The 26,074-nt window shown below is 64.6% G+C and carries 25 protein-coding genes; 9 read left to right on the forward strand and 16 right to left on the reverse strand.

The genetic code is table 11. The features are described 5' to 3' along the window. Positions 1-53: 53 nt before the first annotated feature. From CI41S_RS40240 to CI41S_RS40250, 3 genes are all read right to left on the reverse strand, one after another. The gene (locus CI41S_RS40240) at positions 54-1,160 is read right to left on the reverse strand and encodes an efflux RND transporter periplasmic adaptor subunit (RefSeq protein WP_139864511.1); all 1,107 of its coding nucleotides are present in this window, start codon (positions 1,158-1,160) and stop codon (positions 54-56) included. A 191-nt stretch (positions 1,161-1,351) separates the two neighbouring features. After that, positions 1,352-2,677: an MFS transporter gene (locus tag CI41S_RS40245; protein ID WP_139864512.1), complete on the reverse strand. Its 1,326-nt coding sequence runs from the start codon at positions 2,675-2,677 to the stop codon at positions 1,352-1,354. Between the two features lie 226 nt (positions 2,678-2,903). After that, positions 2,904-4,067, reverse strand: a complete 1,164-nt coding sequence (locus CI41S_RS40250) for a winged helix-turn-helix domain-containing protein (protein WP_139864513.1) — start codon at positions 4,065-4,067, stop codon at positions 2,904-2,906. Positions 4,068-4,292: 225 nt separating this feature from the next. On the opposite strand from CI41S_RS40250, the gene CI41S_RS40255 reads away from it, so the two are divergent. Next, on the forward strand, positions 4,293-4,937 hold the full coding sequence (locus CI41S_RS40255; RefSeq protein WP_139864514.1) for an OmpA family protein: 645 nt from the start codon (positions 4,293-4,295) through the stop codon (positions 4,935-4,937). A 142-nt stretch (positions 4,938-5,079) separates the two neighbouring features. Here the strand turns inward: CI41S_RS40255 and CI41S_RS40260 are convergent, their stop codons facing one another. The 5 genes from CI41S_RS40260 to CI41S_RS40280 all read right to left on the reverse strand — a co-directional run bounded on the left by CI41S_RS40260 (position 5,080) and on the right by CI41S_RS40280 (position 11,009). After that, on the reverse strand, positions 5,080-6,372 hold the full coding sequence (locus tag CI41S_RS40260) for a phospholipid carrier-dependent glycosyltransferase (RefSeq protein WP_244626841.1): 1,293 nt from the start codon (positions 6,370-6,372) through the stop codon (positions 5,080-5,082). Positions 6,373-6,614: 242 nt separating this feature from the next. Next, complete coding sequence (locus CI41S_RS40265; protein ID WP_139864515.1) at positions 6,615-8,705, reverse strand: phospholipase D-like domain-containing protein; 2,091 nt, start codon at positions 8,703-8,705, stop codon at positions 6,615-6,617. A 240-nt stretch (positions 8,706-8,945) separates the two neighbouring features. Further along, the gene (locus tag CI41S_RS40270) at positions 8,946-9,425 is read right to left on the reverse strand and encodes a VOC family protein (protein ID WP_139864740.1); all 480 of its coding nucleotides are present in this window, start codon (positions 9,423-9,425) and stop codon (positions 8,946-8,948) included. 31 nt (positions 9,426-9,456) lie between these two features. Then, a complete protein-coding gene (locus CI41S_RS40275) occupies positions 9,457-9,894 on the reverse strand; it encodes a VOC family protein (RefSeq protein WP_139481063.1) in 438 nt (145 codons plus the stop codon). A gap of 104 nt (positions 9,895-9,998) precedes the next feature. Beyond that, entirely contained in the window at positions 9,999-11,009 is a 1,011-nt protein-coding gene (locus CI41S_RS40280; protein WP_139864516.1) for an alpha/beta hydrolase, read from the reverse strand. Between the two features lie 272 nt (positions 11,010-11,281). On the opposite strand from CI41S_RS40280, the gene CI41S_RS40285 reads away from it, so the two are divergent. Further along, entirely contained in the window at positions 11,282-12,808 is a 1,527-nt protein-coding gene (locus CI41S_RS40285) for an amidohydrolase family protein (RefSeq protein WP_139481065.1), read from the forward strand. 55 nt (positions 12,809-12,863) lie between these two features. Here CI41S_RS40285 and CI41S_RS40290 read toward each other — a convergent pair whose 3' ends face one another. Both CI41S_RS40290 and CI41S_RS40295 read right to left on the reverse strand, forming a co-directional pair. Next, the gene (locus CI41S_RS40290) at positions 12,864-13,601 is read right to left on the reverse strand and encodes an enoyl-CoA hydratase/isomerase family protein (protein ID WP_139864517.1); all 738 of its coding nucleotides are present in this window, start codon (positions 13,599-13,601) and stop codon (positions 12,864-12,866) included. 151 nt (positions 13,602-13,752) lie between these two features. After that, complete coding sequence (locus tag CI41S_RS40295; protein WP_139481067.1) at positions 13,753-14,268, reverse strand: cupin domain-containing protein; 516 nt, start codon at positions 14,266-14,268, stop codon at positions 13,753-13,755. Positions 14,269-14,427: 159 nt separating this feature from the next. On the opposite strand from CI41S_RS40295, the gene CI41S_RS40300 reads away from it, so the two are divergent. Beyond that, on the forward strand, positions 14,428-14,643 hold the full coding sequence (locus tag CI41S_RS40300) for a CsbD family protein (RefSeq protein ID WP_139864518.1): 216 nt from the start codon (positions 14,428-14,430) through the stop codon (positions 14,641-14,643). A gap of 65 nt (positions 14,644-14,708) precedes the next feature. Here the strand turns inward: CI41S_RS40300 and CI41S_RS40305 are convergent, their stop codons facing one another. From CI41S_RS40305 to ggt, 3 genes are read right to left on the reverse strand one after another with little or no spacing between them, the layout of a single operon-like run. After that, a complete protein-coding gene (locus CI41S_RS40305) occupies positions 14,709-15,698 on the reverse strand; it encodes a D-2-hydroxyacid dehydrogenase family protein (RefSeq protein WP_139481069.1) in 990 nt (329 codons plus the stop codon). A gap of 28 nt (positions 15,699-15,726) precedes the next feature. Next, a complete protein-coding gene (locus CI41S_RS40310) occupies positions 15,727-16,185 on the reverse strand; it encodes an FKBP-type peptidyl-prolyl cis-trans isomerase (RefSeq protein WP_139481070.1) in 459 nt (152 codons plus the stop codon). Positions 16,186-16,210: 25 nt separating this feature from the next. Then, positions 16,211-17,797, reverse strand: a complete 1,587-nt coding sequence (ggt, locus tag CI41S_RS40315; RefSeq protein ID WP_139864519.1) for a gamma-glutamyltransferase — start codon at positions 17,795-17,797, stop codon at positions 16,211-16,213. Between the two features lie 182 nt (positions 17,798-17,979). Here ggt and trhO point away from each other — a divergent pair, with 182 nt between their 5' ends. Further along, a complete protein-coding gene (trhO, locus tag CI41S_RS40320; protein WP_139864520.1) occupies positions 17,980-18,732 on the forward strand; it encodes an oxygen-dependent tRNA uridine(34) hydroxylase TrhO in 753 nt (250 codons plus the stop codon). Further along, positions 18,725-18,940, forward strand: a complete 216-nt coding sequence (locus CI41S_RS40325; RefSeq protein ID WP_139864521.1) for a SlyX family protein — start codon at positions 18,725-18,727, stop codon at positions 18,938-18,940. Before trhO ends, CI41S_RS40325 begins: the two co-directional genes overlap by 8 nt. A gap of 26 nt (positions 18,941-18,966) precedes the next feature. Here the strand turns inward: CI41S_RS40325 and CI41S_RS40330 are convergent, their stop codons facing one another. Then, positions 18,967-19,854: a LysR family transcriptional regulator gene (locus tag CI41S_RS40330; protein WP_244626842.1), complete on the reverse strand. Its 888-nt coding sequence runs from the start codon at positions 19,852-19,854 to the stop codon at positions 18,967-18,969. A gap of 387 nt (positions 19,855-20,241) precedes the next feature. On the opposite strand from CI41S_RS40330, the gene CI41S_RS40335 reads away from it, so the two are divergent. The 3 genes from CI41S_RS40335 (at position 20,242) to CI41S_RS40345 (ending at position 22,798) form a co-directional block, all read left to right on the forward strand. Further along, positions 20,242-20,655, forward strand: a complete 414-nt coding sequence (locus tag CI41S_RS40335) for a TadE/TadG family type IV pilus assembly protein (protein ID WP_139481074.1) — start codon at positions 20,242-20,244, stop codon at positions 20,653-20,655. 8 nt (positions 20,656-20,663) lie between these two features. Next, positions 20,664-22,334, forward strand: coding sequence for a pilus assembly protein TadG-related protein (locus CI41S_RS40340; protein WP_139864742.1), 1,671 nt, complete (start codon positions 20,664-20,666; stop codon positions 22,332-22,334). Positions 22,335-22,558: 224 nt separating this feature from the next. After that, positions 22,559-22,798 carry a PilZ domain-containing protein gene (locus CI41S_RS40345; protein ID WP_139864522.1) on the forward strand — a complete coding sequence of 80 codons (240 nt, stop codon included), beginning with the start codon at positions 22,559-22,561 and terminating at the stop codon, positions 22,796-22,798. A gap of 59 nt (positions 22,799-22,857) precedes the next feature. Here the strand turns inward: CI41S_RS40345 and CI41S_RS40350 are convergent, their stop codons facing one another. Beyond that, on the reverse strand, positions 22,858-23,043 hold the full coding sequence (locus CI41S_RS40350; protein WP_139864523.1) for a hypothetical protein: 186 nt from the start codon (positions 23,041-23,043) through the stop codon (positions 22,858-22,860). A gap of 149 nt (positions 23,044-23,192) precedes the next feature. Between CI41S_RS40350 and hemE the strand changes: the two genes are divergently transcribed. Beyond that, positions 23,193-24,239: a uroporphyrinogen decarboxylase gene (hemE, locus tag CI41S_RS40355; protein WP_139864524.1), complete on the forward strand. Its 1,047-nt coding sequence runs from the start codon at positions 23,193-23,195 to the stop codon at positions 24,237-24,239. 173 nt (positions 24,240-24,412) lie between these two features. On the opposite strand, the gene CI41S_RS40360 is transcribed toward hemE, so the two are convergent. Continuing rightward, a complete protein-coding gene (locus CI41S_RS40360; protein WP_139864525.1) occupies positions 24,413-26,026 on the reverse strand; it encodes a GMC family oxidoreductase in 1,614 nt (537 codons plus the stop codon). Positions 26,027-26,074 lie beyond the last annotated feature (48 nt).

The raw sequence follows: 26,074 nt of genomic DNA on the forward strand, positions 1-26,074 counted from the left end.
TGTCATCGGGCGCGCGATCGCGCGACCCGTTGGCTCCTCGCAATGACGAGCGACTAGAACGACAGCGACGAGACGACCCGTACCTTCTGGCTCGGATCGAGCTTCTGCACGCCGAGCGTCACGACCCTGGCGCCCTCGTCGACGCCGCCGGCGATCACGACGTTGTCGCTCTCATAGCCCTTCACCTTGACCGGCTTCAGCGCGAGCTCGCCCTTGTCGTCGACGATGTAGAGCGAGGGATCGCCGCCCTGGCTGTACAGTGCCGACAGCGGCAGTTTTGCCACCCGCTCGCTGGCCTTGTCGGCCAAGGTCAGCGTCGCGGTCATGCCGAGCGAGACGGCCTCGTCGGCATCCGGCAGCGAGAACTTTGCGAGATAGGTGCGGGTGGCGGCATCGGCCTGCGGCGCGACCTCGCGCAGCTTCGCGGCATAGGTCTTCTTGGCGTCCGACCACAGCGTAACCGTGGCTACGCCCGACCTGGCACGAGCGAGAAGCGTCTCTGGGATCGCGACGACGGCTTCCTTCTCACCAAGTCGGGCGACACGGATCGAGGCCTGGCCCGCGGCAACCACCTGGCCGGGCTCGATCATGGTCGCGGTGACGACACCCTTCGTGTCGGCCACCAGCGTTGCGTAAGAGAGAGAATTCTTGGTCAGCTCGACCGAGCGCTCGGCGCGGTTCAGCCGGGCGCGGGCTTCATCGCCGGCGGCCTTGGCGGAATCGAGCTGGGCGTCGGTGGTCCAGCCCTTGGCCTTCAGATCCTTGGCGCGCTGCTCGGCGGCGGCGGCCTGCGCCAGCACGCCGGTGGCGGCGCGGAATTCGGCCTCGGCCTGCTCGGCCTGCAGCTTCAGATCGACCTCGTCGAGGGTGGCCAAGGGCTGATCGACGTCGACTGTCTGTCCGACCTCGACCAGCCGCTTGGCCACCTTGCCGGCAACCCGAAAGCCCATATCGGCTTCGATCCGGGGCTTGATCGTGCCAACAAAACTGCGCTCAGGGGTCTCGGCTTCGTAATGGACGGTCGCCACCAGAACCGGGCGCCCGGGATCGGCCTTTTCGGCCGCCTTTTCGTTGCAGCCGGTCAGCGCGAACACCGCGAAAGCCAGCAGCGCTCCAGTCAAGAGCCTGTAATAGCTCGAGAAAACGGAACGGACGAACATCTGATCTCTCCATCGGGCTGACGACTGATGAAGAGTATCGATTTATCACTGACGAATGTCAATAATCGTCACTGATAACCAATTCGTGAGATTTGGGTGATTAACGGGTGATTCACCGTGTGGGCTGCCGTCGCCGGAAGGAGCCAAACGGATCGCGCGATGAGGTGCAGGACCGGATGGGTAGCGCGAACTTACTTCGTGCCGGCGAACTCGGCCTTGGTCTCGTGGCCGCCGAGGAACACCAGCAGGCCCGCGACCAGCGGCAGCAGCGACAGCACCAGCAAGCCCGTGGACGTGCTGCCGGTCGCTTCCTTGACCCAGCCGATCAGATACGGACCGCCGAACCCGGCGAGGTTGCCGATCGAGTTGATCAGCGCGATCGCGCCGGCGGCCGCGGTGCCGGACAGCCAGGCGGTCGGCAGTGTCCAGAACACCGCAAAGCAGCAGAACACGCCGATCGCCGCGATCGTCAGCACGATCATGGTGATGGTCGGATCGGTGATGTAGCTGGAGATGCCGAGCGCCAGCGCGGTCAGCAGCAGCGGCGCGCCGACGTGGAAGACGCGCTCGCGCGTGGCGTCGGAATGGCGCGCCCACAGGATCATCGCGATGGTGCCGAACAGATAGGGGATCGCGGTGACGAAGCCGGTCTGCGCGTTGGTGAGGCCGAACGCCTTGACGATCTGCGGCAGCCAGAACTGCATGCCGTAGAGCGCGCCGACGAAGCCGAAATAGATCGCGCTGAGCGCCAGCACCTTTGGCGAGGCCAGCGCCTCGCCCAGCGAGAAATGCTTCACCGCCTGCTTGGCCGCGATCTCGGCGTCGAGCTTTGCCTTCAGCCACGCCTTCTGCTCGGCCGAGAGCCAGTCGGCCTTCTCCGGCTTGTCGGTGAGATAGAACCAGGTGACGATGCCGAGCAGCACCGAGGGAATGCCCTCGATGATGAACAGCCCCTGCCAGCCCTTCAGCCCCATCGCGCCGTCGAGCCCGAGCAGGAGACCCGAGATCGGCGCGCCGATCACGGTCGAGACCGGCACGGCGAGCGCGAACGCGGCGAGGAAGCGCGCGCGGTATTGGGCCGGATACCAGTAGGTGAGATAGAGGATGATGCCGGGGAAGAAGCCGGCCTCGGCGACGCCGAGCAGGAAGCGCAGCACATAGAAGCTGGTCTCGCCCGAGACGGTTGCCATCAGCGCCGAGATGACGCCCCAGGTCACCATGATGCGGGCGATCCACTTGCTGGCGCCGAACTTCTCCAGCGCCAGATTGCTCGGCACCTCGAAGATGAAGTAGCCGATGAAGAAGATGCCGGCGCCGAGCGAGAACACCACCGGCGTGAACTTCATGTCCGCGTTCATGGTCAGCGCGGCGAAGCCGAGATTGACGCGGTCGAGATAGGAGAAGAAGTAGGCCAGGATCAGGAACGGTATCAGCCGCCACGAGATTGCACGGATCGTCGATGTTTCGACTTCGCTACGTGCGGCGCCGTCGGACGCGAAGGTTGTGGTCTGGCTCATTGGTTTCCCCCCGGGCTATTGCTTGGCTTGAGGATTATTGGGTCACCCCGCATTGAGCAATGGCAAAATCTCATAGCTCACAGCGCCAAACGGGAACCGAGTGGGACAGCGATCGGCCGAACCGACCACCACCGTCATTGCGAGCGGAGCGAAGCAATCCATGGCTCCGCATATGCGGCTCGATGGATTGCTTCGCTCCGCTCGCAACGACGGATAGAAGTGAGCCCTACTCCGCCAGCTGAAAGCGCTCGAAGCGGCCGAGTTCGTCCTCGATGCGGCGCTTCAGCTCCTTGCGCGCAGCTTGCTTCTTGCCGTTGCCGACCCAGGTCCATTTCTGCATCAAGAGCTTCTTGTTCTGGCGGTCGGTCTTGAGGTCGATGGCGGCGACGATGTCGTCGCCGACCAGCACCGGCAGGGCAAAATAGCCGAACACGCGCTTTTCTTTCGGCACATAGGCCTCGAAACGATGGCCGTAGCCGAAGAACAACTCGGTGCGCTTGCGCTGGATGATCAGGGGATCGAACGGCGACAGGATGTGGACCAGGCCCGGATCGGCATCGCCAACCTGCTCCAGCAGCTCCGGCCGAACCCAGTGCTCCTGCTTGCCGGCGCCCTCGAGCGCGAGCGGGATCAGCTCCTTGCGGCGGACGCGCGCCTCGATCAAGCGGCGCACCGCCTTCTTGCTCGGCGCATCGAGATGGCAGACCGAATCCAGGCTGACGACGCCCTGCGAACGCAGCGCGCGGTCGAGCAGATAGGCCGTCTGCTCCGACGCCGACGCCGGCTTCGGCGGCTTGTCCCAGCCGAAATGCCGCGTCATCAGCTCATAGGTCTTGAGCATGCCGTTGCGCTCGCTGACCGTGGCGACGCCGCCGTAGAAGGCGAGCTGCAGCGCGCGCTTGGACGGCTTGCGGCTCTGCCACAGATGCTCCTTCTCGGTCAGCACGTCGTCGTCGATGTCGCGGATGGTGAGCGGGCCGGCGCGCAGCAGCCGCATGATCTTGCGGGTGTCGGCCGGCGTGACGGACGAATACCATTGATGACCGTCGCGCTTGTGCGCCTTCATCGCCGGCAGGAAGAAGCGAAAATCCTTCGACGGCACGTAGGACAGCGCGTGCGTCCAATACTCGAACACGCTCTTGTCGGTGCTCTGCGCCTGCTTGAGGTCGGCGCGGCGATAGTCCGGAATCCGCGAGAACAGGATGTGGTGATGGCAACGCTCGATCACGTTGATGGTGTCGATCTGCACATAGCCGAGATGGTCGACGGCATCAGCCACCGCCGACGCGCCCTCGGCGAACGGCGCTCTGGTATCGAGCCGCTGCGCGCGCAGCCAGATGCGGCGGGCGGCGGCATTGCTCAACGGCTGGGGGTCGGCTCGGCGGGGCATTTGCCCGGCAATGTAGTGAGATTCGCGCGATTGTGGAGAGCGGTCCGGCTGCGCGTCATCAGTCCAGCGCTTTGCCCGTTCCGGCACCGTGCCGGTCGACATCCCGGTCACCGACAACGCAACCGTGACCAAGATCACATTCGAAGGTTTGAACCGGTCCTAGAGTTCCCGCATCAAAACGACAGCAAGCCAGATCTGGTTGGCACGATTTCAAGGACCAAAGCCATGACCCGCTCTCTCTCCGTTTCCCTTCTGACGATCGGCGCTGCGCTGTCGATGACGGCGGGCCTCGCACTGGCCGGCAGCGACACCGTTCCCGCCGCCAAGATCCTCGATGCGCTGAAGCCGAAATCGGCCACCCGCGGCCTGTCGGCCGGCCCGCAGGTCGACCCCGCGGCCTCGGCCAAGGAATCGGCCAAGGAAGCCGGCTTCCTCAACAGCGTCCGCAACCGCTCCACCCGTTCGCTGTCATCAGGCGAACGCCAGGAGATCGCCGAGATCGCCGCCAACAAGCCGAAGATCGATCTGGAGATCCACTTCGACTACAACTCCGCCGACATCAGCAAGGGCTCGACCCAGGCGGTGCAGGAACTCGGCAAGGCGCTGTCGGACGCCAGCCTGAAGGGCTCGACCTTCGTGCTCGCCGGCCACACCGATGCGGTCGGCGGCGAGAGCTACAACCAGGATCTGTCGGAGCGTCGCGCCGACACCATCAAGAAATACCTGGTCGAGCATTACGGCCTGATCGGTTCCAACCTCGTCACCGTCGGTTACGGCAAGACCAAGCCGAAGGATCCGAACGCGCCGTTCGACCCGACCAACCGCCGCGTGCAGGTCGTGAACATGGAGACCAAGACCGCGTCGCAGTAGGCGTTGCTGCCTCCTCCCGTCATTGCGAGGAGCGAAGCGACGAAGCAATCCATGTCTCCGCTTGCGTGGAGGGATGGATTGCTTCGCGGAGCCTGTCATCGGGCGCGCGTTCGCGCGACCCGTTGGCTCGCAATGACGAGACTTAGATCCAGCTCTGGAACAGCATCAACCGGTTAAACGTCGCCATCGACGTTTCGACGATCGCCGCCGTGACCGGCAGCATTGCGACGAAGCCGATGCAGCCGACCGCCACGAACGCCCACAGCAGCCAGCGCGGCGCTCCCTTGCGGGTCAGCGCATAGACCAGCGCGTAGCTCGCCGTGGTCGCCGCCGGCAGATAGTAATAGATGAAGCCGAGCGTGCGCGGCAGCAGCGCCCAGGCGAGATAGGGGCCGAGATAGAACGCCAGCACCAGGAATGCGTCGCGCTGGCGCGCCACGATCCAGTCGCGCAACGCGACAACGAGCGCGATCAGCGCCGGCCACAGGATCAGCGGATTGCCGAGAAACACCACCGCCGCGATCCGGTCATCGCTGAGCTTGTCGAAGAGATACCAGACCGGCCGCACCAGGAGCGGCCATGACGGCCACGGGCTCATATAGGTGTGGCCTGCGATCGCGGTCGTGGTGTTGTCGGCAAAGATGCGGCGCTGCGCCTCCACGATCGCGGAGACCGAGAAACCGTATAACGGCACGAAGGTCGCGAGATAGACGACCGCCGGGATCAGCACGAAGCAGGCGATGAAGTGATGGACGCGAAAATCCGGCCACAGGTCCGGCCGGTACCAGTCCTCGGCAGTGGCGTCGGCAAAGCGGGTGCGCCAGCTCCGCAGCAGGCTGACAGCCGCGACGATGACGATACAGGTCGCGAGCACGAACAGGCCGCTCCATTTGCAGGCGGCCGAAAAGCCCGCGGCAAGCCCCGCCAGCGCGAAAGCGAGCTGCGGCCGCTGCTGCCTGAAGCCATGGATGAACGCCGCGATCGCGAACAAGCCGAAGGCCAGCGCGAAAATATCCAGCATCGCGATCCGCGACTGTACGAACAGCATCTGGTTGAAGAAGGCGAGCAGCGTGGCCGCGAGCGCGCGTCCCTGTGCGGCGAACAGCGCGAGGCCGCCGAGATAGACGCCGACCAGCGCCAGCGCACCGAACAGCGCGGCGGGATAGCGCCAGCCAAACGGATTGTCGCCAAACACTTTGATGGAGCGTGCGATGATCTCCTTGGCCAGGGGCGGATGCATCGGGTTGAGGATCGGCGCCTCCGGCGCCGGCGAGAGCATCTGCCGCGCCGCCGGCACGTAGTGCACCTCGTCGAAATAGAGCTTGTCGGGCACCGTGATCCCGATCAGCAGCACCATGTGGGCGACGACGAAGATGATCGCGGCGACGACGGCCGTGCGCGGCAGAACAGAATGTGAATCGGGTTGGACGCTCACGGATTGGACGCAATGCGAGGCGAACGCATGTGAGCGAAGGAGCTAGGTTGGCGTCGTGGCGCGTGATGTGTGTGAGCGGAACTTACGTTCATATCCACCGCATTGAACGAATTCACCTTCGTCGGTAACGAGCCTACAGTATCAGATGCAAGCGCGATCCGGTACGATGACAAAGGGTCTTGCAACGCGGCTGATCGACCGCGGCGTCGGGTTGCGGATCGATGCTTGATCCGCCGAGCTGCCTAGCTTCTGGATTTCTTCGCTGACTTTTTCGGTGCTGCCTTGCGCTTTCGAACGGCCTTGGCGACCTTCTTGGCTTTTCGGGCCGGCTTGGCCTTCTTTGCCTTCTTTGCAGTTTTGACCTTCTTGGCCTTTTTGACCTTCTTGGCAGTGGCGCCCGGCTTGGTCGCGCCAGCCGTTGTCTTGCCCGTTGCGGTCGATCCCGGTCCCGGCTCCAGCACCGAGCCCCTGCGTTTGGTGATGGGGAATTTCGGGATGCGCGCCGCGAGTGGCTGACCCTCCGAAACCCAGAACAGACGCTCCAGCATCGCCATGCTCGATGGATCGAAGTAGCGGTCCTGCCAGCTGTCGTTTGGCTCGTTGTGCTTCCAGCTGACGACCTGATCGAAGAATTTCGAGGCGGGGAAGTTCTTCTTCTGATCCTTGTCGCCACCCGCCTTCATCCAGGCTGCGTTGGCGAGCCGCTGGGCCTTCAGCATCTGGTAGTAACGCCAGCGATAGTGGCTGTAGATGTCGAAGACGTGGGTCGCGTAGGCCTGGGCGATGCGGCGGTCGCCGCGCAGGATCAGCAAGTTCTCGTCGTTGTTGTGGGAGGCACGATAGCCCAGATTGTGGCTGCCGGTCGCAACGACGCAGTTGGTCGGGGAGAATGGATCGATCACGACGATCTTGTCGTGCACGATCGCATTGCCGAACCGGTAGAACTCCTTTTCCCATTCCGCAAAGCCGTCGAGAATGCCCGCCGGCGCGATCACGTCGGCGTCCTCGTCCGGATCCCGGAATTTCATGAATTCCTCGGCCTCGGCCTGATCGCTGATCACACCGCGGATCAACAGATACGGCTTCTTCTCCGATACGCCGGACAGGAACTTGACGATTGTGGAAATTTCCGAGCCGGCGCCGCCGGGCTGGAAGCAAAGGAACATCACCGCCTGCTCGGCGGCCTCGCAGAGCGCAAACAACTGCTTGAGGTCGGGCGGCAGCTTGGCGGGTTTTCTGATTAGCCCCGGCATGTTCGGAGAGAACCACACCTGCGCGCTCGGGCCGCCCGCGATTGCAAGCGCGGGCCGCGGCTTGGCATCGTCCTTGCGCAGCGTGTCGCCCTGTATGTCCGGCATCGGCTCGGGCGTCGGAGGAATGCCGGCCGTCTCGGCGTCGGCCTTAAGCTCATGCCAATAGTCGAGATACTGTTTGGCAAGGTCGGACGATTCGACGATCATGCAGTTGTTGGATTGGGTGCAGAGGCCGGTCGCGGTCCAGTTGGTGCTTCCGGTCAATACCGACTTCGGCGCGCCGTCCGGTCCGACATAGACGATGAACTTGTTGTGGCCGATCTGCCCCTTGGGCATGTAGCGCCGGGTCAGTGGCTTGCCTGCCAGTTGTTCCGCCGCGAAGGCATTGCCGTCGTCATATGGCTTTCCATCGTCGCCGGTCCCGTTGTTCGACAGGATGATCTCGACCTTGTCGAGCGAGACCAGTTCGGCGATCAGCTGGGTGTCGGTCAGTTCGTACAGCGACGCATAGCACTTGCCGCCTTCCAGCTTGGCGCGCTTGATGATCGACAGCAAGGCATCAAGCAGCTGTCCGGTCAGGCCGAGCCTGATCGGGTCGCCCTCCTTCCTGATATGCGGATCCAGCGCGGCCGGCGACGGCTTCTTGCCTTCGGCGATCAGCGCTCGTGACAGGTGTTGGGTGGAGAGAATGCCGCGGTTGAAATAGACGCGGATATTTCCATAGGTGTCGGTCGCGGTGACCGCCGGGGTAATCATCGGCTTGAAGTTCGGCACCGGCTGCGGGTTTTGCGGCGGCCCCTGCATCGGCACGATCTTGTAGCGGACGGGTTTGCCACGCTCAGGCGCAAGGTCGCGCCAGCGAAAGTTGGCGATAGGCTGCAGCGTGGTCGGCTTTGCGATCCACTTGTTGGGATCGGTCTCCTCGAATCCAACGTGCGATGTGAGCGGCACTTCGGGGAGATCGACGTCCGCGGGGAGACGATACACGGCGAAGCCAAGACACCCGGGCAGCTTCTCGTCGATGCTCCAGCCGATCTGCACGACATCGTTGTTCGCGTATGCGATTGCCTTCGCCGCCATCACCGCCCCCTCTGATGCAGACGTGCTGATACAGACCTGCGTGCGTTGTAGCAGGACACCTGAATCAAGGCAACCTGTAGTTGTTTCAATGCAAAAGGCGACGAAGAAAGTTTGTCGGATGCTGGCGCGGAGGGCCGCGCCGGCTCGACTGGAGATCACATTCGCGGGGCTGCTCAGCCCGAAACAAAAGCCGGCCGGACCGTGCTCCGGCCGGCGCCGCCACGGTTCACCCAGGACGCATCACACGCCCTGATAGGCCCGGCGCAGGCCTTCGACATCGAGCTTGATCATGCCGAGCATCGCCTGCATCGCGCGTCCGGCGCCGGCCGGGTCCGGTCCGGCGATGGTGTCGTGAACGGCCGTGGGCACGATCTGCCACGGCACGCCGAAGCGATCGCGCAGCCAGCCGCACTGCTCCGCCTTGCCGCCATCGGCGAGCAAGGCGTCCCAGAGCCGGTCGACCTCGGCCTGATCGGCGCAATCGATCGAGAACGAGGCGGCGTGCGAATATTCCATCTTCATGCCGCCGTTCAGCGCGATGTAGCTCTGGCCGGCCAGCGTGAAATAGACCACCAGCACCGTGCCGGCCTTGCCGGCCGGGCAGTCGACGACGTTCTTCTGGACCTTCTCGATCCGGGAATTCGGTAGCAGCGAGACGTAGAAGTTAGCGGCCTCCTCGGCCTCGCCGTCGAACCACAGGCAGGGCGACACTTTTGACATCATGCAACTCTCCTCGCGTCGGCGGATGCGATCAGGCGTTGGCGGCAGCCGGCTGGCCCTTGGTCGCGGCCTCGACGTCCATCCACATCACTTCCCAGATGTGGCCATCGAGATCCTCGAAGCTGCGGCCATACATGAAGCCGTAATCCTGCTTCGGCGAAGGATCGGCGGTGCCGCCGGCGCCCGTCGCCTTGCTCACGGTGTCGTCGACCGCCTCGCGGCCGTCGGCGGAGAGGCAGATCAGCACTTCGCTCGAGGTCCTGGCGTCGGAGATCTTCTTTGGCGTGAACTGGCGGAATTTGTCGTGGGTCAGCAGCATCACGAAGATGGTCTCGGAGATCACCATGCAGGACGCGGTGTCGTCGGAGAATTGCGGATTCTTCGTCGCGCCAATTGCCTCGTAGAAGGCGGTCGATCGGGCGAGATCGGAAACCGGCAGGTTGACGAAGATCATCTTGGCTTGGGACATGGGAAGGCACTCCTTTGGCGGGGTTGTGCCCCAAGGACGAAGCCGAGGGCGCGCTCCCGACATTTGATCTTGAGAATTTTCGTTGCGACGTCCTGCCGCAGGCCTCAGGTGACGATCGGGGTCGGCATGGTCAGGAACGCCCGCGTCACATGCCAGAACAGCTCGCGGTTGGTCGCCAGCGCCACCGAATGGGCGGTGCCGGGCAGGATGACGAACTGGCGGTCGCCGTTCGGCAGCTTGTTGTAAAATTCTTCGAGATCGGGGACGGTCGCGATCCCGTCATATTCGCCGCGGACCAGCAGCACCGGCGCAATCACTTTTTCCGGATGCACCACCGGCAGATTGGCGGTCATGTCGAGATAGGTGCCGGTCGGGATCTGGTCGCCGAACTGCATCTCGACATCAGCCAGCACTTCGACCACGGCGGGATCCGACGTGCCCGGCTTGTCGCGGGTCGCGATCGAGCGGATCATGTCGCGGTCGCGCTTGCGCATATTGTGGCTGCGGTAATAGGCGAGCTGCTCGGCGCGTTTTGCCAGCGTCGGCGAGCCCTCGCCCTTGTAGGTGAAAGCCGCGAACACCAGCCGGTCGATCCGCTCAGGCGCCGCCATCGCATAGGCGCCGGCGCGCAGCGCGCCCGAGGATTCGCCGACGAAGTGATATTTGGTTTGCCCGGTCTCGCGGGCGATCACCTCGACCGCGGCTTTGAGGTCCTCGACGCCGCTCGCGATATCGGCATTGCCGGAGGTGCGTCCCGACTTGCCGTAGTTCTCGTGGTCCATGGTCCAGCAATCGAAGCCGTAGCGCGCGAAGGTGTTGAGCAGTGAATACTCGCCCTTGCCGGGCACGGTGAGGTCGAACACGCGCGATGTCACCGACGAGCCGTGGACGAAGAACACCACGGGCCGCGCCGCCTCGCCCGGTTTCGGCGCGCCGATCCGCTTGCGGAACATCCACAGCGGAATGTCGCGCTTCTTCGCCCAGTACTCGCTGCTCCAGATTTCGCCCTCGGCGGGAACCGCGGTTGCGGCCTGCGCGCCGCCGAGCATGCCCCCTGCCGCTGCAACGCCTAGGCCCTTGATGATGGTGCGGCGCGAATGGTCGGAATGCGTCATAGCTCGCCTCCCTTCATGGTGGGGCTTCGTTCGGTCCCCAAAGGTTGAGCAATGCTAGCATCCACGCCCGTCATTGCGAGCGCAAGCGAAGCAATCCATGCCGCCGCTTGCGGAAGCATGGATTGCTTCGCTTGCGCTCGCAATGACAGCAAATTCGGCGCACGATTTTGTGAATGGCGGCAACGGCGATCGGGACGGGACGGCGGCCGGACTTGCGCCTAGTCTCCGCCGCGGTCCGACCGGAAATATCCGGCGAGAAGCGGGAGCGAAGAATGAGCAGCAACCTCACCGACGAAGAACTTGCCGCCTTGATGCCCTCCGAACTGTGCCAGTACCAGACGCCGATCCCGACCCAGATCGTTTCCAGCGACGAATTCTATCCCGATCCGCAGAATGAACGGCAGCGCGAGGTCGAGGCGCGGCTGCTCGCGATGGCCGACGATCTCGGCGGCAAGCAGGGCCTCGACCGCCGCAGATTTTTTCAGACCGCGGCTGGCATGGCCGCCTCGTTCGTCGCGATGAACCAGGTCTACGGCCCGTTGTTCGATGTGACGCCGGCGGAAGCCGCGACGCCGGCAATGGCGCAGGAGCGCGCCAGCGCGCTGAAGGACCAGTTCATCATGGACATGCACACGCATTTCCTGCGCGACGACACCCGCATCATGGGCTTTGTCGAAATGCGCAAGGCGGTCGGCAAGGCCGGCTGGAACAAGCAGCTCAGCGACCACGAGCAGACCATCGAGGATCTGAAGTTCAACAACTACAAGAAGGAGATGTTTCTCGATTCCGACACCAAGATCTCGCTGATCTCCTCGGCGCCGTCGGATATCGAGCAGGACTGGTTCCTGACCAACGAGCAGATGGCCGACGCCCGCAAGAAGATCAACGACGAGGCCGGCGCGCGGCGGGTGTTCTGCCATGCCATCTTCACCCCCGGCCAACCCGGCTGGCTCGACAAGCTCGACGCCGCATTGGCGCTCAAGCCGGAGTCCTGCAAGGGCTACACCATCGGCGACAACACCCACAAGGAGATCAGCCGCTATCCGTGGCGGCTCGACGACGAGAAGGTGGCCTACAAGGGCTACGAGAAGATGGTGCAGGCGGGCATCAAGAATGTCTGCGTCCACAAGGGGCTGTTCCCGCCCGGCATCGAGAAGCAGTATCCCAATCTGCGCGGCTTTGCCGACGTCGCCGATGTCGGCCAGGCGGCCAAGGACTGGCCGCAGCTCAACTTCATCATCTACCACTCGGCCTATCGCCATGTCGGCGGCGATCCCCGGGTTGCGCTCGCCGAGTTCGAGCGCACCGGCCGCATCGCCTGGACCTCCGACCTCGCCGACATCCCGGCGCAATACGGCGTCAACAATGTCTATGGCGATGTCGGGCAGCTGTTCGCGACCACGCTGGTCGCCGAACCCAATGTCTGCGCCGCGCTGATGGGAACGCTGATCAAGGGCCTCGGCGTCGATCACGTTTGCTGGGGCACCGACGCGCTGTGGACCGGCGCGCCGCAATGGCAGATCGAGGGTTTCCGCCGGCTGGAGATCCCCGAGGTGATGCAGAAGAAGTTCGGCTACGCGTCGCTCGGCCCCGCCGACGGACCGGTGAAATCAGCGATCTTCGGCGACAACAACGCCCGGCTCTACAACGTCCAGCCGAAGCGCGCGATGCTGGAGCTCAAGGGTGACCGCTTTGCGATGATGAAGGCGCAGTATGAGAAGGCCGGCGTCGAGCCGTCGAACACGCGCTACGGCTATGTGGTGCCGAACGGGGCGATTGATCACCGGGTGTTTGTGTGACGCTCTAACCGCGTCATTGCGAGCCAACGGGTCGCAATGACGGTAGGATGGAATCCTACTTCCCCGTGAACCGCGGCTTCCGCTTCTCCGCAAACGCCTTGACGCCTTCCTTGAGATCGTCGCTGTCCCTGACTTCATCGAGCAGCCGCCGCACGTCGGCGACGGTTTCCAGCGGTCCCTTCGGCATCGCCTCGCGCGCCAGCCTCTTCAGCGCGCGGACCACCAGCGGTGCATTGCCGGCAATTTTCGCCGCCATCTCCTGCGCCATCGCGACATGCTGGCCTTTCGGCGCGACCTTGTTGACGAAGCCGATCTGGTAGGCGCGCTCCGCCGACATTTCCTCGCCGACCAGCAGAAACTCCATCGCGATCTTGTGCGGCATCCGCGCCATCACCGATGACACGCCGCCCGCGGTGGTGCCGATCTTGCCCTCGGGATAGATGAAGCGCGTCGTCTCCGACGCCACGCACAGGTCGGCCATCTGCACCAGCACGAAGGCGCCGCCGACGACCCAGCCGGAGGTCGCCGCGATCACCGGCTTGTCCAGTTCGACGCCGAGGCCGGGCACGGCGTGCCACATGTTGACGGGGAGATCGCCGACATCGGCGCCAACGGAGAAGTACTTGTCCTCCGACGAGGCCAGCACAGCGACCCGATCGTCGCTGTCGCGAAACCGTAGCCAGGCGTCACGCAACGCCGTGCACAACGCGTTGTTGAGCGCGTTGTGCTTCTCGCTGCGCGCCATCGTGATGGTCGCGACGTGGTCGGCGCTGTCGTAGCGGACGAGTGTCATGCTGGCCTCCCTCTGATGCCGTCATTCCGGGGCACGCGCAGCGTGAACCCGGAATCTAGAGATTGCAGCGCGAGATTCTCAGGTGCGCAATTGCGCACCATAGTTCGATGCTGCGCATCGCCCCGGAATGACGGTGGGGGTTACCACACCGTCATTTCTTCTCATCCGGATGCCGGTGCACCGGATCGACCCACAGCACCGTCTCCGGCTTCTCCACCGGCTCGATGTCGAGATTGATCGCGACCGCCTCGCCGTCGGAGCGCACCAGCACGCATTCCAGCACCTCATCGCGGCTGGCGTTGATTTCCTGGTGCGGCACGTAAGGCGGCACGAAGATGAAATCGCCGGGCCCGGCTTCGGCGGTGAACTGCAGCTTCTCGCCCCAACGCATCCGCGCCTTGCCCTTCACCACATAGATGATGCTTTCGAGATGGCCGTGGTGATGCGCGCCGGTCTTGGCGTCCGGCTTGATGCTGACCGTGCCGGCCCACAATTTCTGCGCGCCGACGCGGGCGAAATTGATCGCGGCCTTGCGGTCCATGCCGGCGGTCGAGGGCACGTTGGGATCGAGCTGGTTGCCGGGAATCACGCGGACGCCGTCATGCTTCCAGCGCTCGTCGTCATGATGATGGTCGTGGGAATGGGTATGGTCGTGGGAACCGCTCATCGTGCTTGCTTTCGCGAGTAGAGTTTCGTGTACGGAACGCTAGCGAAAAGCGTTGGTTCGAGCGAGGGGAAAATCGGAACATTGCCATGTTCCGGCGCGTTGCCTCCATGCATGACGAAGAAGAAATCCAGGGAGAAATCCAAATCCAGGGAGAAATCCATGGGCAGCACAACGGACAGAATCAAGGGGACCGCCAACGAGGCGATCGGCAAGGTCAAGCAGCGGCTCGGCGAGGCCACCGGCTCTTCGGCGATGCAGGGACGAGGCGCGATCCAGCAAGCCAAGGGCAAGGGCCAGAAGGCGTGGGGCAGCGCCAAGCAACTGGTCAGGAATGCCTTCAACAGGGCCACCGGAACCGGCACCTGGAAGACTTGAACGCCGGACGATGAATTGCGGAGACCGGTCGAACGGGCCGGCCGTTTGCGCGTCAGTGACGCTTGTCAGCCCCGCGGGCGGGCCTTTGCCAGCACATCCGGATTGACCACATCGGTCGGTCTGCCGGCGGCGTAGGCCAAAATCTGATCGAAGATGTCGGTGAACTGGATCTCGTACTCGTCGCGCGAGACGTAGCCGAGATGCGGCGTGCAGACGACGTTGTCCATGTTGAGCAGCGGATCTGAGGTGTCGCGCAGCGGCTCTTTCTCATAGACGTCGACCGCGGCCATGCTGGGCCGGCCGGCGCGCAGCGCACCAACCAGCGCGCCCGGCTCGATCAGCGGCGCGCGGCTGGTGTTGACGATCAGTGCAGTCTGCTTCATGCGTGCCAGATCTTCCGCCTTGACGATGCCGCGCGTGGCGTCGACCAGCCGCATGTGCAGCGAGAGCACGTCGCAGCGCGCGAAGAAATCCGCCTTGCTGGCGGCAGTCTCGTAGCCGTCGGCGCGCGCCTTGGCCATCGCGGCCTCGCGCGCCCAGACCAAGACGTTCATGCCGAAAGCCTTGCCGTAGCCTGCGACCACCGCGCCGATCCGGCCATAGCCGTAGATGCCGAGCGTCTTGCCCCGCACCGAGTGGCCGACGCCGATCTGCCACTTGCCGGCCTTCAGCGCCGCCATCTGCTGCGGGATCGCGCGCATCGCCGCCAGGATCAGGCCCCAGGTGAATTCGGCGGTGGCGTAGGACGGCGTATCCGCATGCTGGCCCGAGGACACGACGATGCCGAGCCGCGTGCAGGTGTCGATATCGATGTGCGGATAGACGCTGCGCTGGCTGATCAGCTTCAGCTTCGGCAGCCGCTCCAGCAGCGGCGTGCGGATCTGGGTCCGCTCCCGGATCAAGACCAGCACGTCGGTGTCGCGCAACCGCTCGACCAGCGCATCGACGTCCTGGACATGATCGTTCCAGACCGTGACGTCGTAGCCGTCGAGCTTGCGGAAGGCGTCGAGGGTGCGCAGCGTGTCGAAGTAATCGTCGAGGATCGAGACCTTCATCGCTGCGCCTCCCCTTGTTGCGGGCTTGCTACTTCACGCCCAGCAGTTCGACGTCGAACATCAGCGTCGCATTCGGCGGGATCACGCCGCCGGCGCCGCGCGCGCCATAGCCGAGCTCCGGCGGGATGATCAGCGTGCGCTTGCCGCCGACCTTCATGCTGGCGACGCCCTCGTCCCAGCCCTTGATGACGCGGCCGGCGCCGATCGGAAACTCGAACGGCTCGTTGCGGTCGACGGAGGAGTCGAATTTCTTGCCCTTCTGGCCGTTCTCGTAGAGCCAGCCGGTGTAGTGCATGACGCAGATCTGGCCGGATTTCGGCGAAGCGCCGGTGCCGACCTTGCTGTCGATGATCTGGAGGCCTGAAGCTGTGGTCATGGGCTTTCCTGCAGTTTGGGCCGCTGCCATCTCGCTGACAACGGGCGTGGAGACCGCGGCCGCAAGGCCGGCGAGCGCAGTCCTGATGATCGTGCGTCGGGAAGATCGCATCTTATCGTTCTCCTTGATATGGCAATCAGTAGCCGAGCGCGCAGCCGTCCTTGCGCGGATCGGAGCCGCCGGTCAGCGTGCCCTTGTCCCAATCGATCCAGATCGCCTGGCCGCCGCCGAGCGGCGGGACCACGCGGACGGTCTTGTGGCCGATCTTCTTCAGCCCTTCGACGATCTCGGCCGGCACGGAGTCCTCGAGCTGGTAGACGCCCTCGTAGTGCAGGCCGCGCGGCATGTCGATCGCCTCCTGCACGTCGCAGCCATAGTCGAGGATGTTGGTCAGCACATGGGTCTGGCCGACCGGCTGGTACTGGCCGCCCATCACGCCGTACGGCATCACGGCGCGGCCGTTCTTGGTGGCCAGCGCCGGGATGATGGTGTGCAGCGGACGCTTGCCCGGCGCGATGCAGTTGGGATGGCCGGGCTGAATGCGGAAGCCGCCGGCGCGGTTCTGCAGCAGGATGCCGGTCTTGTCGGACACGATCGCCGAGCCGAACGAGTGCGCGATCGAATTGATGAACGAGCAGGCGTTGCGGTCCTTGTCGACCACGGTGATGTAGACCGTCGACGGATTCATCGGCGGTGCGACGTTGGGCAGATCGAGCAGCCGGTCCATCCGGATGTTCTTGATGTGCTCGTCGGCGAATTCCTTCGACAGGATGCCGGCGACGTCGACATGCACCTGCTGGGGATCGCCGATATGCTGCTCGCGCATCATGTAGGCGATGCGCGCGGCTTCCGCCTCGAGGTGGAAACGCTCGATGCTGAGCGGCTTGAATTGCGTCAGGTCGAAGCGCGACAGGATGTTGAGCATCACCAGCATGGTGATGCCCGGGCCGTTCGGCGGGCACTGCCAGACGTCATAGCCCTTGTACATCGTGCCGATCGGCGACGTCGTCTCGGTCGAATGCGCGGCGAAATCCTCCAGCGTGTGCAGGCCGCCGATGCGGCGCAGCGTGTCGACCATGTCGGCCGCGATCTCGCCGGAGTAGAAGGCGTCGCGCCCCTTCTGGGCGATCGCGCGCAGCGTCTCGCCGAGTTCGGGCTGGCGGATCACGTCGCCGGCCACCGCCGGCTTGCCGTGCGGCAAGAGATAGCGCTCGGTGTTGGTGCCGTTCTTCAGCTTCTCAAAACCGTTCTTCCAGTCGAAGGCGATGCGCGGGGCGACCACATAACCCTCCTCGGCGGCCTTGATCGCCGGCTGCAGCAGCCGGTCGAAGCCGAACTTGCCGTGATCCCGCAGGATCACGTCCCAGGCGTCGATCGCGCCCGGGATGCTGACGGCGTGCGCCGAGGTCAGCGGCACCGAATGGATCTTGCGCTCGAGGTACCAGTCCGCGGTCGCCGCCATCGGCGCGCGGCCGGAGCCGTTATAGGCGATGATCTTGCCCTCGCCGCGCGGCTGGATCAGCGCAAAGCAATCGCCGCCGATGCCGGTCGATTGCGGCTCGATGACGCCGAGCAGTGCGCAGGCCGCGACCGCAGCGTCGGCCGCGGTGCCGCCCTCGCGCATCACCTCGATGGCCGCGAGCGCCGCCTCCGGATGCGAGGTCGCCACCATCGCGTTCTGGGCGTGGACCGTGGAACGGCCGGCGAAATGGAAATTCCTCATAATCGAGCGCTCGCTTGCTTCTGATGTTCTGACGCGGCTGCGGTGGGTGCGAGGTACATGACACATTCATCCCCGGCTGGGCAATGCCTGGCATACCAGTGAATCATCAGGGGAATTATCTCGCTAGCGCATGGCTTTGCGGGGTTTCGCCAGCCTGGTCGGGCTGATAAACCCCCGCCATCATGCCGCTCAAGGTCGCCGCCTTCTACCAGTTCGCCGCGCTGCCCGATTTCCGCGCACTGCGCGAGCCGCTGCGCGCGCTCGCCGCCGGGCACGATCTCAAGGGCAGCGTGCTGCTGGCGCATGAGGGCATCAACGGCACCGTCGCCGGCCCGGCCGCAGGCATCGACGGCTTCGTCGCGGAGTTGCGGCACGGACCGCTGTTCGGCGGCCGGCTCAGTGATCTCGAGCTGAAATTCTCCGCAGCCGCGCAGATGCCGTTCGGGCGGCTCAAGGTGCGGCTGAAGAAGGAGATCGTGACGCTCGGCGACACCACGGTCGACCCGACCCGGCAGGTCGGCACCTATGTCGACGCCGCCGACTGGAACGCGCTGATCGCCTCGCCCGACATGCTGCTGCTCGACACCCGCAACGCCTTCGAGGTCGCGATGGGCACGTTCGAGGGCGCGCTGGATCCCAAGATCGCGCGCTTCGGCGAGTTCAAGCAGTTTGCCGCGCGTCACCTCGATCCCGCCAAGCACAGGAGGATCGCGATGTTCTGCACCGGCGGCATTCGCTGCGAGAAGGCCAGCGCCTATCTGCTCGCCCGCGGCTTTGCCGAGGTCTATCACCTCAAGGGCGGCATCCTGAAATATCTCGAGGCGACGCCGGAGCGCGACAGCCGCTGGCGCGGCGACTGCTTCGTGTTCGACGAGCGCGTCGCGCTCGGCCACGGCCTGCGCCAGCGCGGCTTTGAGGCCACCGCCGATGAGTGACGCCGCAAAGCTCAGCGAACGGATCGATGCGCTGGAGGTCCGCCTGACCTACCAGGACGAGACCATCGAGACGCTGAACCAGACCATCACGGCGCAGTGGAAGCAGATCGACGCGCTGACGCGCCAGATCGCCGAGTTGCGCGACCGGCTGCAGGAGGCCGAGCGCCAGGCGCCGGACCCCGCCAACGAGCGCCCGCCGCACTACTGACCGGCGCCGCCGTGGCGGCGCCAGGCTTACAGGTTGCTCACCTGACGGATCGGCTTGGCGCCGCTGAAGAACAGGCTAGACAGGCGCTGCACCAGCGCCGTCGCGCGGCTTCCTTCGAGGCCCGGGCGCACGCACAGCAAGCGCTTCTGCACCGGCAGCTCCGGCAGGTAGTAGTCCTTGGCCGAAACCAGGAACGGCGGAATCATCCGCTCGGGGCACGCCGTCAGGCCGTAGCCGGCCCGTGCGGCCTCGAGCCGCAGCTGATGGTTCGGGCTTCTGAACACGATCTTGTAGGAGATGTTGTGCTTGGTCAGGGTGCGGATCATCCAGTCGTCACCCGGCCACGCCAGCACCGGGATCGGCGCCCCCGGCCGCAGCACAAAATCGCGTGATCGCACCCAAACCGAGCGTTCGTCGGCCTCGTTGGCGATCGTCATCTCGTCTTCGGCCTCGAGCAACGGATTGCTGTAGACGAAGGCAATGTCGATGTAGCCGTCGATCAAGCCTCTGATGATCGTCGGCGACATGTCGGCGTGGACCAGGACATCGGCCAGCGCGTCGGACGGATGCAGCTTGAGGAATTCCTCGGCGAGCATCGTGCTCAACCCGAGCCGCAGCGGCTGCGGTCCTTCATGAGTGCCACCGAGCCGAAGCAGCTGGTCGTTCGCCTCCAGGATCCGCCGGGCCTGCTGCACGGCGACTTTTCCGAGTTCGGTGGTCGTGGTGCCATTGGCCGTTCTGATGAAGAGCGCGCCGCCGACCAGGCTCTGCAGTCGCTTCACCTGCGAGCTTATCGCCGGCTGGCTGAGACCGAGCCGCTCCCCGGCCTTCGATAGGCTTCCTGTCTCTGCAATGGCAACGACCGTGCGAACGATCTCAGTAGGAATATTCAAATGCTGACGTGGTCTGTGCATCGCGAGCGCTCCAATCTCAGCACGGGACGCAGTTACGATCTCCATAGTATGTGGTTGAGCTATACTAACATTTGGTTGCAGCTTGGTTTAGCTGCAATTTTCGGCGCCGATACAGTATTCCAGCCCCTTATGCATCGTTACGTGCATTGCTACGTAGTGCTACGGTATCGGACGAGGGCATCCGCCAGTCCGCGCTGCTGCACACCCGCATTTCTCCGGACATCGCATCAAGGATTTTGATCGCCCCATAAGGCATCGCGGACCCAATAAATTTGGTGCGGCCATTTGTCCGGATTGGCACCACTGATTCGCGGAAGCGTTTTCATAGTTTTCCTTAATCAAAGCCTCGCAACGTGGTGGCACAAATTGCATTGCGAGGTATGTGCAATGATCAGGTTTTTCCGCTGTCGAAGCGGCACATCGGCCGTCGAATTCGCACTGATGCTGCCGCTGTTTCTCGCCGTGATATTCGGCATCGTCGTGTTCGGCTCGTATCTGGCGATGGTGCATGGCGTTCAGCAACTCGCCGCCGAGGCGGCGCGATCATCGGTCGCCGGGATGACCGACACTGAACGCAACAGCCTCGCGACGAGCTACGTCGCCGCGAACGCTTCGACCTACCCGCTATTGGTGCCCGGCAATCTCACGGTCAGCGCCGCGCCGTCGCCGTCGAACGCCAACGTCTATGTGGTGACGGTCAACTACAACGCGGCCAACAGCTTCATCTACAGCCTACCCTTCGTTCGCGCGCCGTCGACCACCATCGTGCGCTCGGCCGCAATCCAGTACGGAGGATTCTAACAATGAAAATGGCAGGGACCGTCAATCTGGTTCGGCGCTTCGGCGCCGATGAACGAGGCAACTTCGCGATGATCAGCGCGGGCCTGATGACACTGGTCATCGGCTGCGCCGGGCTTGCGGTCGATCTCGGCTCCATCTTCGCCGACCGGCGCAAGACGCAGAGCACCGCCGACCTCGCCGCGATCGTCGCTGCCGCCAATCTGAACAACCCGACCAACGCCGCCACCGCGACGGTGACGCAGAACAATTATCCGGCCAGCGCGCTGGTCAGGGTCGAAACCGGGACCTACACCGCAAACAGCGCGATCGCACCGCAGGCGCGGTTCGTGACCCCGGCCGTCGGCACCCCCAACGCCGCGCGCGTCACGCTGAATACCCAGACCCCGCTTTATTTCGCGCGCTACCTGACCGGCTCGAGCACCTTCTCGATCCGGACCACCGCCACCGCGACGTCCACCGAGATGGCGGCGTTCCAGATCGGCTCGCGGCTGCTCGCGGTCAACGGCGGCGTGCTCAATGCGATGCTCGGCAGCATGCTCGGCACGACGATTTCGCTCTCGGTGATGGACTACAATGCGCTGATCAGCGCCAAGATCGACGCGCTGGATTTCCTGTCGGCGCTGGCGACGCGGGTCAGCCTGACCGGCGTCACCTACAGCGACCTCTTGAGCAGCAACATCAAGGTCGGCGACATCATGGCCGCCGCGCTGACCACGCAGCAGATCACCAACGGCGCGAACGCCGCGACCACCGCGCTGTCGACGATCTCGCAGGCCGTGACCGGCTCCTCGACCAAGATCACGCCCGGCTCGCTGGTCGACCTTGGCCCCTTTGCCAACCTCACGGTGGGGCAGAAGCCCAAGGTCGGCGCCAGCGTTTCGGTATTCGACCTCGTCAGCACGGTGGCGCAGATCGCCAACGGCAGCCACCAGATCGCAACCAGCGTGAATCTCGGCCTGCCCGGCATCGCCAATGTGAGCGTGCTCGCCACGGTCGGCGAGCGCCCCGTCGGCTCGAGCTGGATCGCGGTCGGCACCCAGGGCGTCAGCGTCCACACCGCGCAGACCCGGCTGCTGGTGTCGGTCCAGGTGCTCGGCAGCGGCAGCGTCTCGACGATCAACCTGCCGATCTATGTCGAGGTCGCCTCCGGCACCGCGACGCTCAATGCGGTGTCCTGCGGCCATCCGAACATCAACACGTCCCAGGTCACGATCGGGGTGACGCCGGGAATCATCGATGCGTGGATCGGCAATGTCACCGTTGCCGACATGACCAACTTCACGCACAAGCCGAATCCGCCGCCGGCGACGCTGGTCAATGTGCTGGGCGCCACGGTCAGCGGGCTTGCCCATGCCGGCATGGGCAACACCACGCCGACCAACGTCAATTTCAGCTACAGCGAGATTCAGTCGGGAACGAAGAAGACGGTGACGACGACCAATTTTCTCTCATCGCTGACCAGCAGCCTGCTCGGCGACCTGTCCCTCACCATCGGTGTCGGCCCGCTCGGATTGCCGATTCCGGGACTGGGCGGCCTGGTCACCGGCATCCTGAACGGCGTGACCGGTCCGATCGATCAGGTGCTGGCATCCTTGCTGGCGACGCTCGGCGTCGGTCTCGGCCAGGTCGACGTCACGGTGATGGGCATCCGCTGCGACGGCGCGGTTCTGGTGAACTAGCGCATGACCCCGGAGATGGGTGAAGCGGCTTTCCCTCGCGACCAACGCGGAACGCGTTTGCGCGGCGAACATGCGCAAACAAACAGCCAAAGCGCGATGACGATTCAACACAATCTCGTCGCGCATTAGCGAACGTTCTCGGCCGGCACCATGACAGGGTCAGGAGACCTGCGGTGAGCACAACAATAAAACGGTACAAAACCGACAGCCAGCGAAACATCCTGATGAAGCGCGGCACGATCTACTTCCGCGACAGCAGCCTCGGATGCCTCGTGCTCAACATCTCGACCGGGGGCGCAGGTCTCGCCGTGGAAAGCGACGTCGCAATCCCGCTCGCGTTCGAACTCGAGATCGAGAGCGAACCGATCCGGCGGCGCTGCGTCGTCGCCTGGCGTCTGGAGCGCCGGCTCGGCGTGACCTTCGAGTTTGATCGGGTGCCGCGCCCCGGTCCCGGACCGATCTAGGACTTCGCGTGCTAGAATCCGGCTTGCATCGTGGTTAGCGAAGCGCTGGTGCAAAGCCGCTAATTGTCTCGATCGCCGTCGTGCTTCGAGGGCGCAGGCTGCGTCACGCTGACCGGGTCGGATGCCGGAAAGCTGTCCTCCAGCTCGGCCTCCAGCCGCTTGTGAATTTTGCGGTCGGCGGGCCGCGCCTCGCGCGGCTTGTCGGCATGCTTGTCATGCGCCGCAGGATTGAATTTCTCGGCCATGTCATCCCTCCATTTGAAGGACAACGCGCCCGTGCAAAGCAGGGTTCCAGAGCCGCCTTGCCCGGGACCTTGGCCCAAGACTTGGCCCAAGACGGCACAGCGTGTATCAGGGGCGGCAACTTTTTCGACCTTGATCAGGAACCTTTCGCGTGCCCCAGGCCCCCGCCACCCAACCGCTCATCGAGGTCTTGTCCGGCCGCCGGCAAGCCGTGCCGCCGCTCTGGATGATGCGGCAGGCCGGACGCTATCTGCCCGAATATCGCGAGCTGCGCGCCAAGGCCGGCAGCTTCCTCGATCTCTGCTTCACGCCGGACTATGCGGCGGAGGTGACGCTGCAGCCGATCCGCCGCTTCAATTTCGACGCCGCGATCATCTTTTCCGACATTTTGGTGATCCCCTACGCGCTCGGCCGCGCGGTGCGCTTCGAGGCCGGCGAGGGTCCGCGGCTCGATCCGCTGGCGACGCCCGAGGAAATCGCGACGCTGGCAACGCAGGCCGATTTCGCCAAGCTCGAGCCGGTCTATGAAGCGCTGCGCCGGGTGCGGCGCGAGCTCGCGCCCGAGATCGCGCTGATCGGCTTCTGCGGCGCGCCGTGGACGGTCGCGACCTACATGGTGGCGGGGCAAGGCACGCCGGACCAGGCGCCGGCGCGGATGCTCGCCTACCGCCATCCGGACGCATTCGCCAAGATCATCGACATCTTGGTGGAGAACTCGATTCAGCATCTGGTCGGCCAGATCAAAGCCGGCGCCGATTGCGTGCAGCTGTTCGACACCTGGGCCGGCGTGCTGCCGCCGCGCGAGTTCGCGCGCTGGTCGATCGAGCCGGCGCGGCGCATCGTGGCCGGGGTGCGCAAGCAGGTGCCGGGCGCCAAGATCATCGGCTTTCCGCGCGGCGCCAGCGGCCAGCTGCCGGCCTATGTCGAGCAGACCGCCGTCGACGCGGTCTCGATCGACTGGGCGACCGAGCCAGCGATGATCCGCGAGCGCGTGCAGCCGCGCGCCGCCGTGCAAGGCAATCTCGACCCCTTGGCCCTGATCGCCGGCGGCGCCGCGCTCGACCGCGCCATCGACGACGTGCTGGAGAATTTTGGCAAGGGCCGGCTGATCTTCAATCTCGGCCACGGCATTTTGCCGGAGACGCCGATCGCCCATGTCGAGCAGATGGTGCAGCGGGTGCGGGCGTATCGGGGGTGAAGTAGCCCGCAATCCGCTCTCTCACCGTCACCCTGAGGTGGCCGCTTCTTCAGCGGCCCTCGAAGGGTCGACGGCCGGGTTGCCGCCACGAGTGGAACGTGCCGCGCGTGGAGATTTCCGGGCCGTGCATCCTTCGAGGCTCGCCGAAGAGGCGAGCACCTCAGGATGACGGATTACCGCGCGTCCTCCAGAATCATATCCGAGGCCTTTTCCGCGATCATGATGGTCGGCGCGTTGGTGTTGCCCGACATCAGGTCCGGCATGATCGAGGCGTCGACCACGCGCAAGGCCTCGATGCCGCGCACCTTCAGCCGCTGGTCGACGACGGCGAGCGGATCGTTGCCCATCCGGCAGGTCGAGGTCGGGTGATAGACCGTGCCGCCGGTGCGGCGGCAGAATTCGAGCAGATCGTCGTCGCTGACCACCTTGGCGCCGGGATCGACCTCCGCGACCGCATAAGGCTTCAGCGCCGGCGCCGCCAGAATCTTGCGCAGGATGCGGATGCCGTCGATGAAGGCGCGGCGGTCGGTCTCGGTCGCCAGATAATTGATGCGGATTTCCGGCGGCACGCTGGCGTCGGCGCTCCTGATCTTCAGCGAACCGCGGCTTTCCGGGCGCAGCTGGCAGACCGAGGCGGTGAAGCCCGAGAACGGGTGCAACCTCTCGCCCATCTTGTCGGTCGAGAACGGCAGGAAGTGGATCTGAATGTCGGGCGAGGCCAGCCGCGGGCTGGTCTTGAAGAACGCGCCCGAGGTGCCGGCCGCGATCGTCAGCGGCCCCTTGCGCAGCGCGGCGTAGCGCAGGCCGGCCATGACCCGGCGCACCGGATTGTTGACGATATCGTTCAGCGTGACCGACTGCGCGCAGCGCGTGATGAGGCGCACCTGCATATGGTCCTGCAGATCGTTGCCGACGCCGGGCGCATCGAGCACGATCTCGATGCCGTGCTGCTTCAACAGATCGGCGGGACCGACGCCGGACAGCTGCAGCAATTGCGGCGAGTTGTACGCGCCGCTCGACACCAGGATCTCCTTACGCGCCTTCGCCTTGCGCAGTTGCCCGTGCTGTTTGTACTCCACCGCGCTGGCACGCCTGCCCTCGAACAGGATGCGCTGCGCCAGCGCCGAGGTCTCGACGTGCAGATTGCCGCGCGTCAGCGCCGGCCGCAGATAGGACCACGCGGTGGACGCGCGCCGGCCGCGCCGGGTGGTGGTCTGGAAGAAGCCGGCGCCCTCCTGGGTCGCGCCGTTGAAATCCGGATTGGTCGGAATCCCGACCTCGGCCGCGGCATGCACGAACGCTTCCGACAGCGGATCATGATGCCGCCAGTCCGACACCGGCAGCGGACCGCCGGCACCGTGATACTTGTCGCTGCCGCGCTGCTGATCTTCCGCCTTCCTGAAGTACGGCAGCACGTCGTCATAACCCCAGCCGGCATTGCCGCGCTGGCGCCAGCGGTCGTAGTCCTCGTGCTGGCCGCGCACATAGAGCAGGCCGTTGATAGAGCTGGAGCCGCCGAGCACCTTGCCGCGCGGCTGGAACACCTGCCGGCCGTTCAGACCCGGCTCCGGCTCGGTCTGGTACATCCAGTTGACGGATTTTTCCTTGAACAGCTTGCCGTAGCCGAGTGGGATGTGGATCCAGATGTTGCTGTCCTTCGGGCCGGCCTCGAGCAGCAGCACCGAATGCTTGCCGTCGGCGCTCAGGCGGTTGGCGAGCACGCAGCCGGCCGAGCCGGCGCCGACGATGACGTAGTCGAATTCGGCCGCGTCATGATTGCTGTTCACTGGCTTCCCCCGGGAGATGTTGTTTCCTCGGTGGTACAGACAAAGCAG

Origin of the sequence: Bradyrhizobium ivorense (assembly GCF_900696085.1) — a bacterium.
GTDB lineage: Bacteria > Pseudomonadota > Alphaproteobacteria > Rhizobiales > Xanthobacteraceae > Bradyrhizobium > Bradyrhizobium ivorense.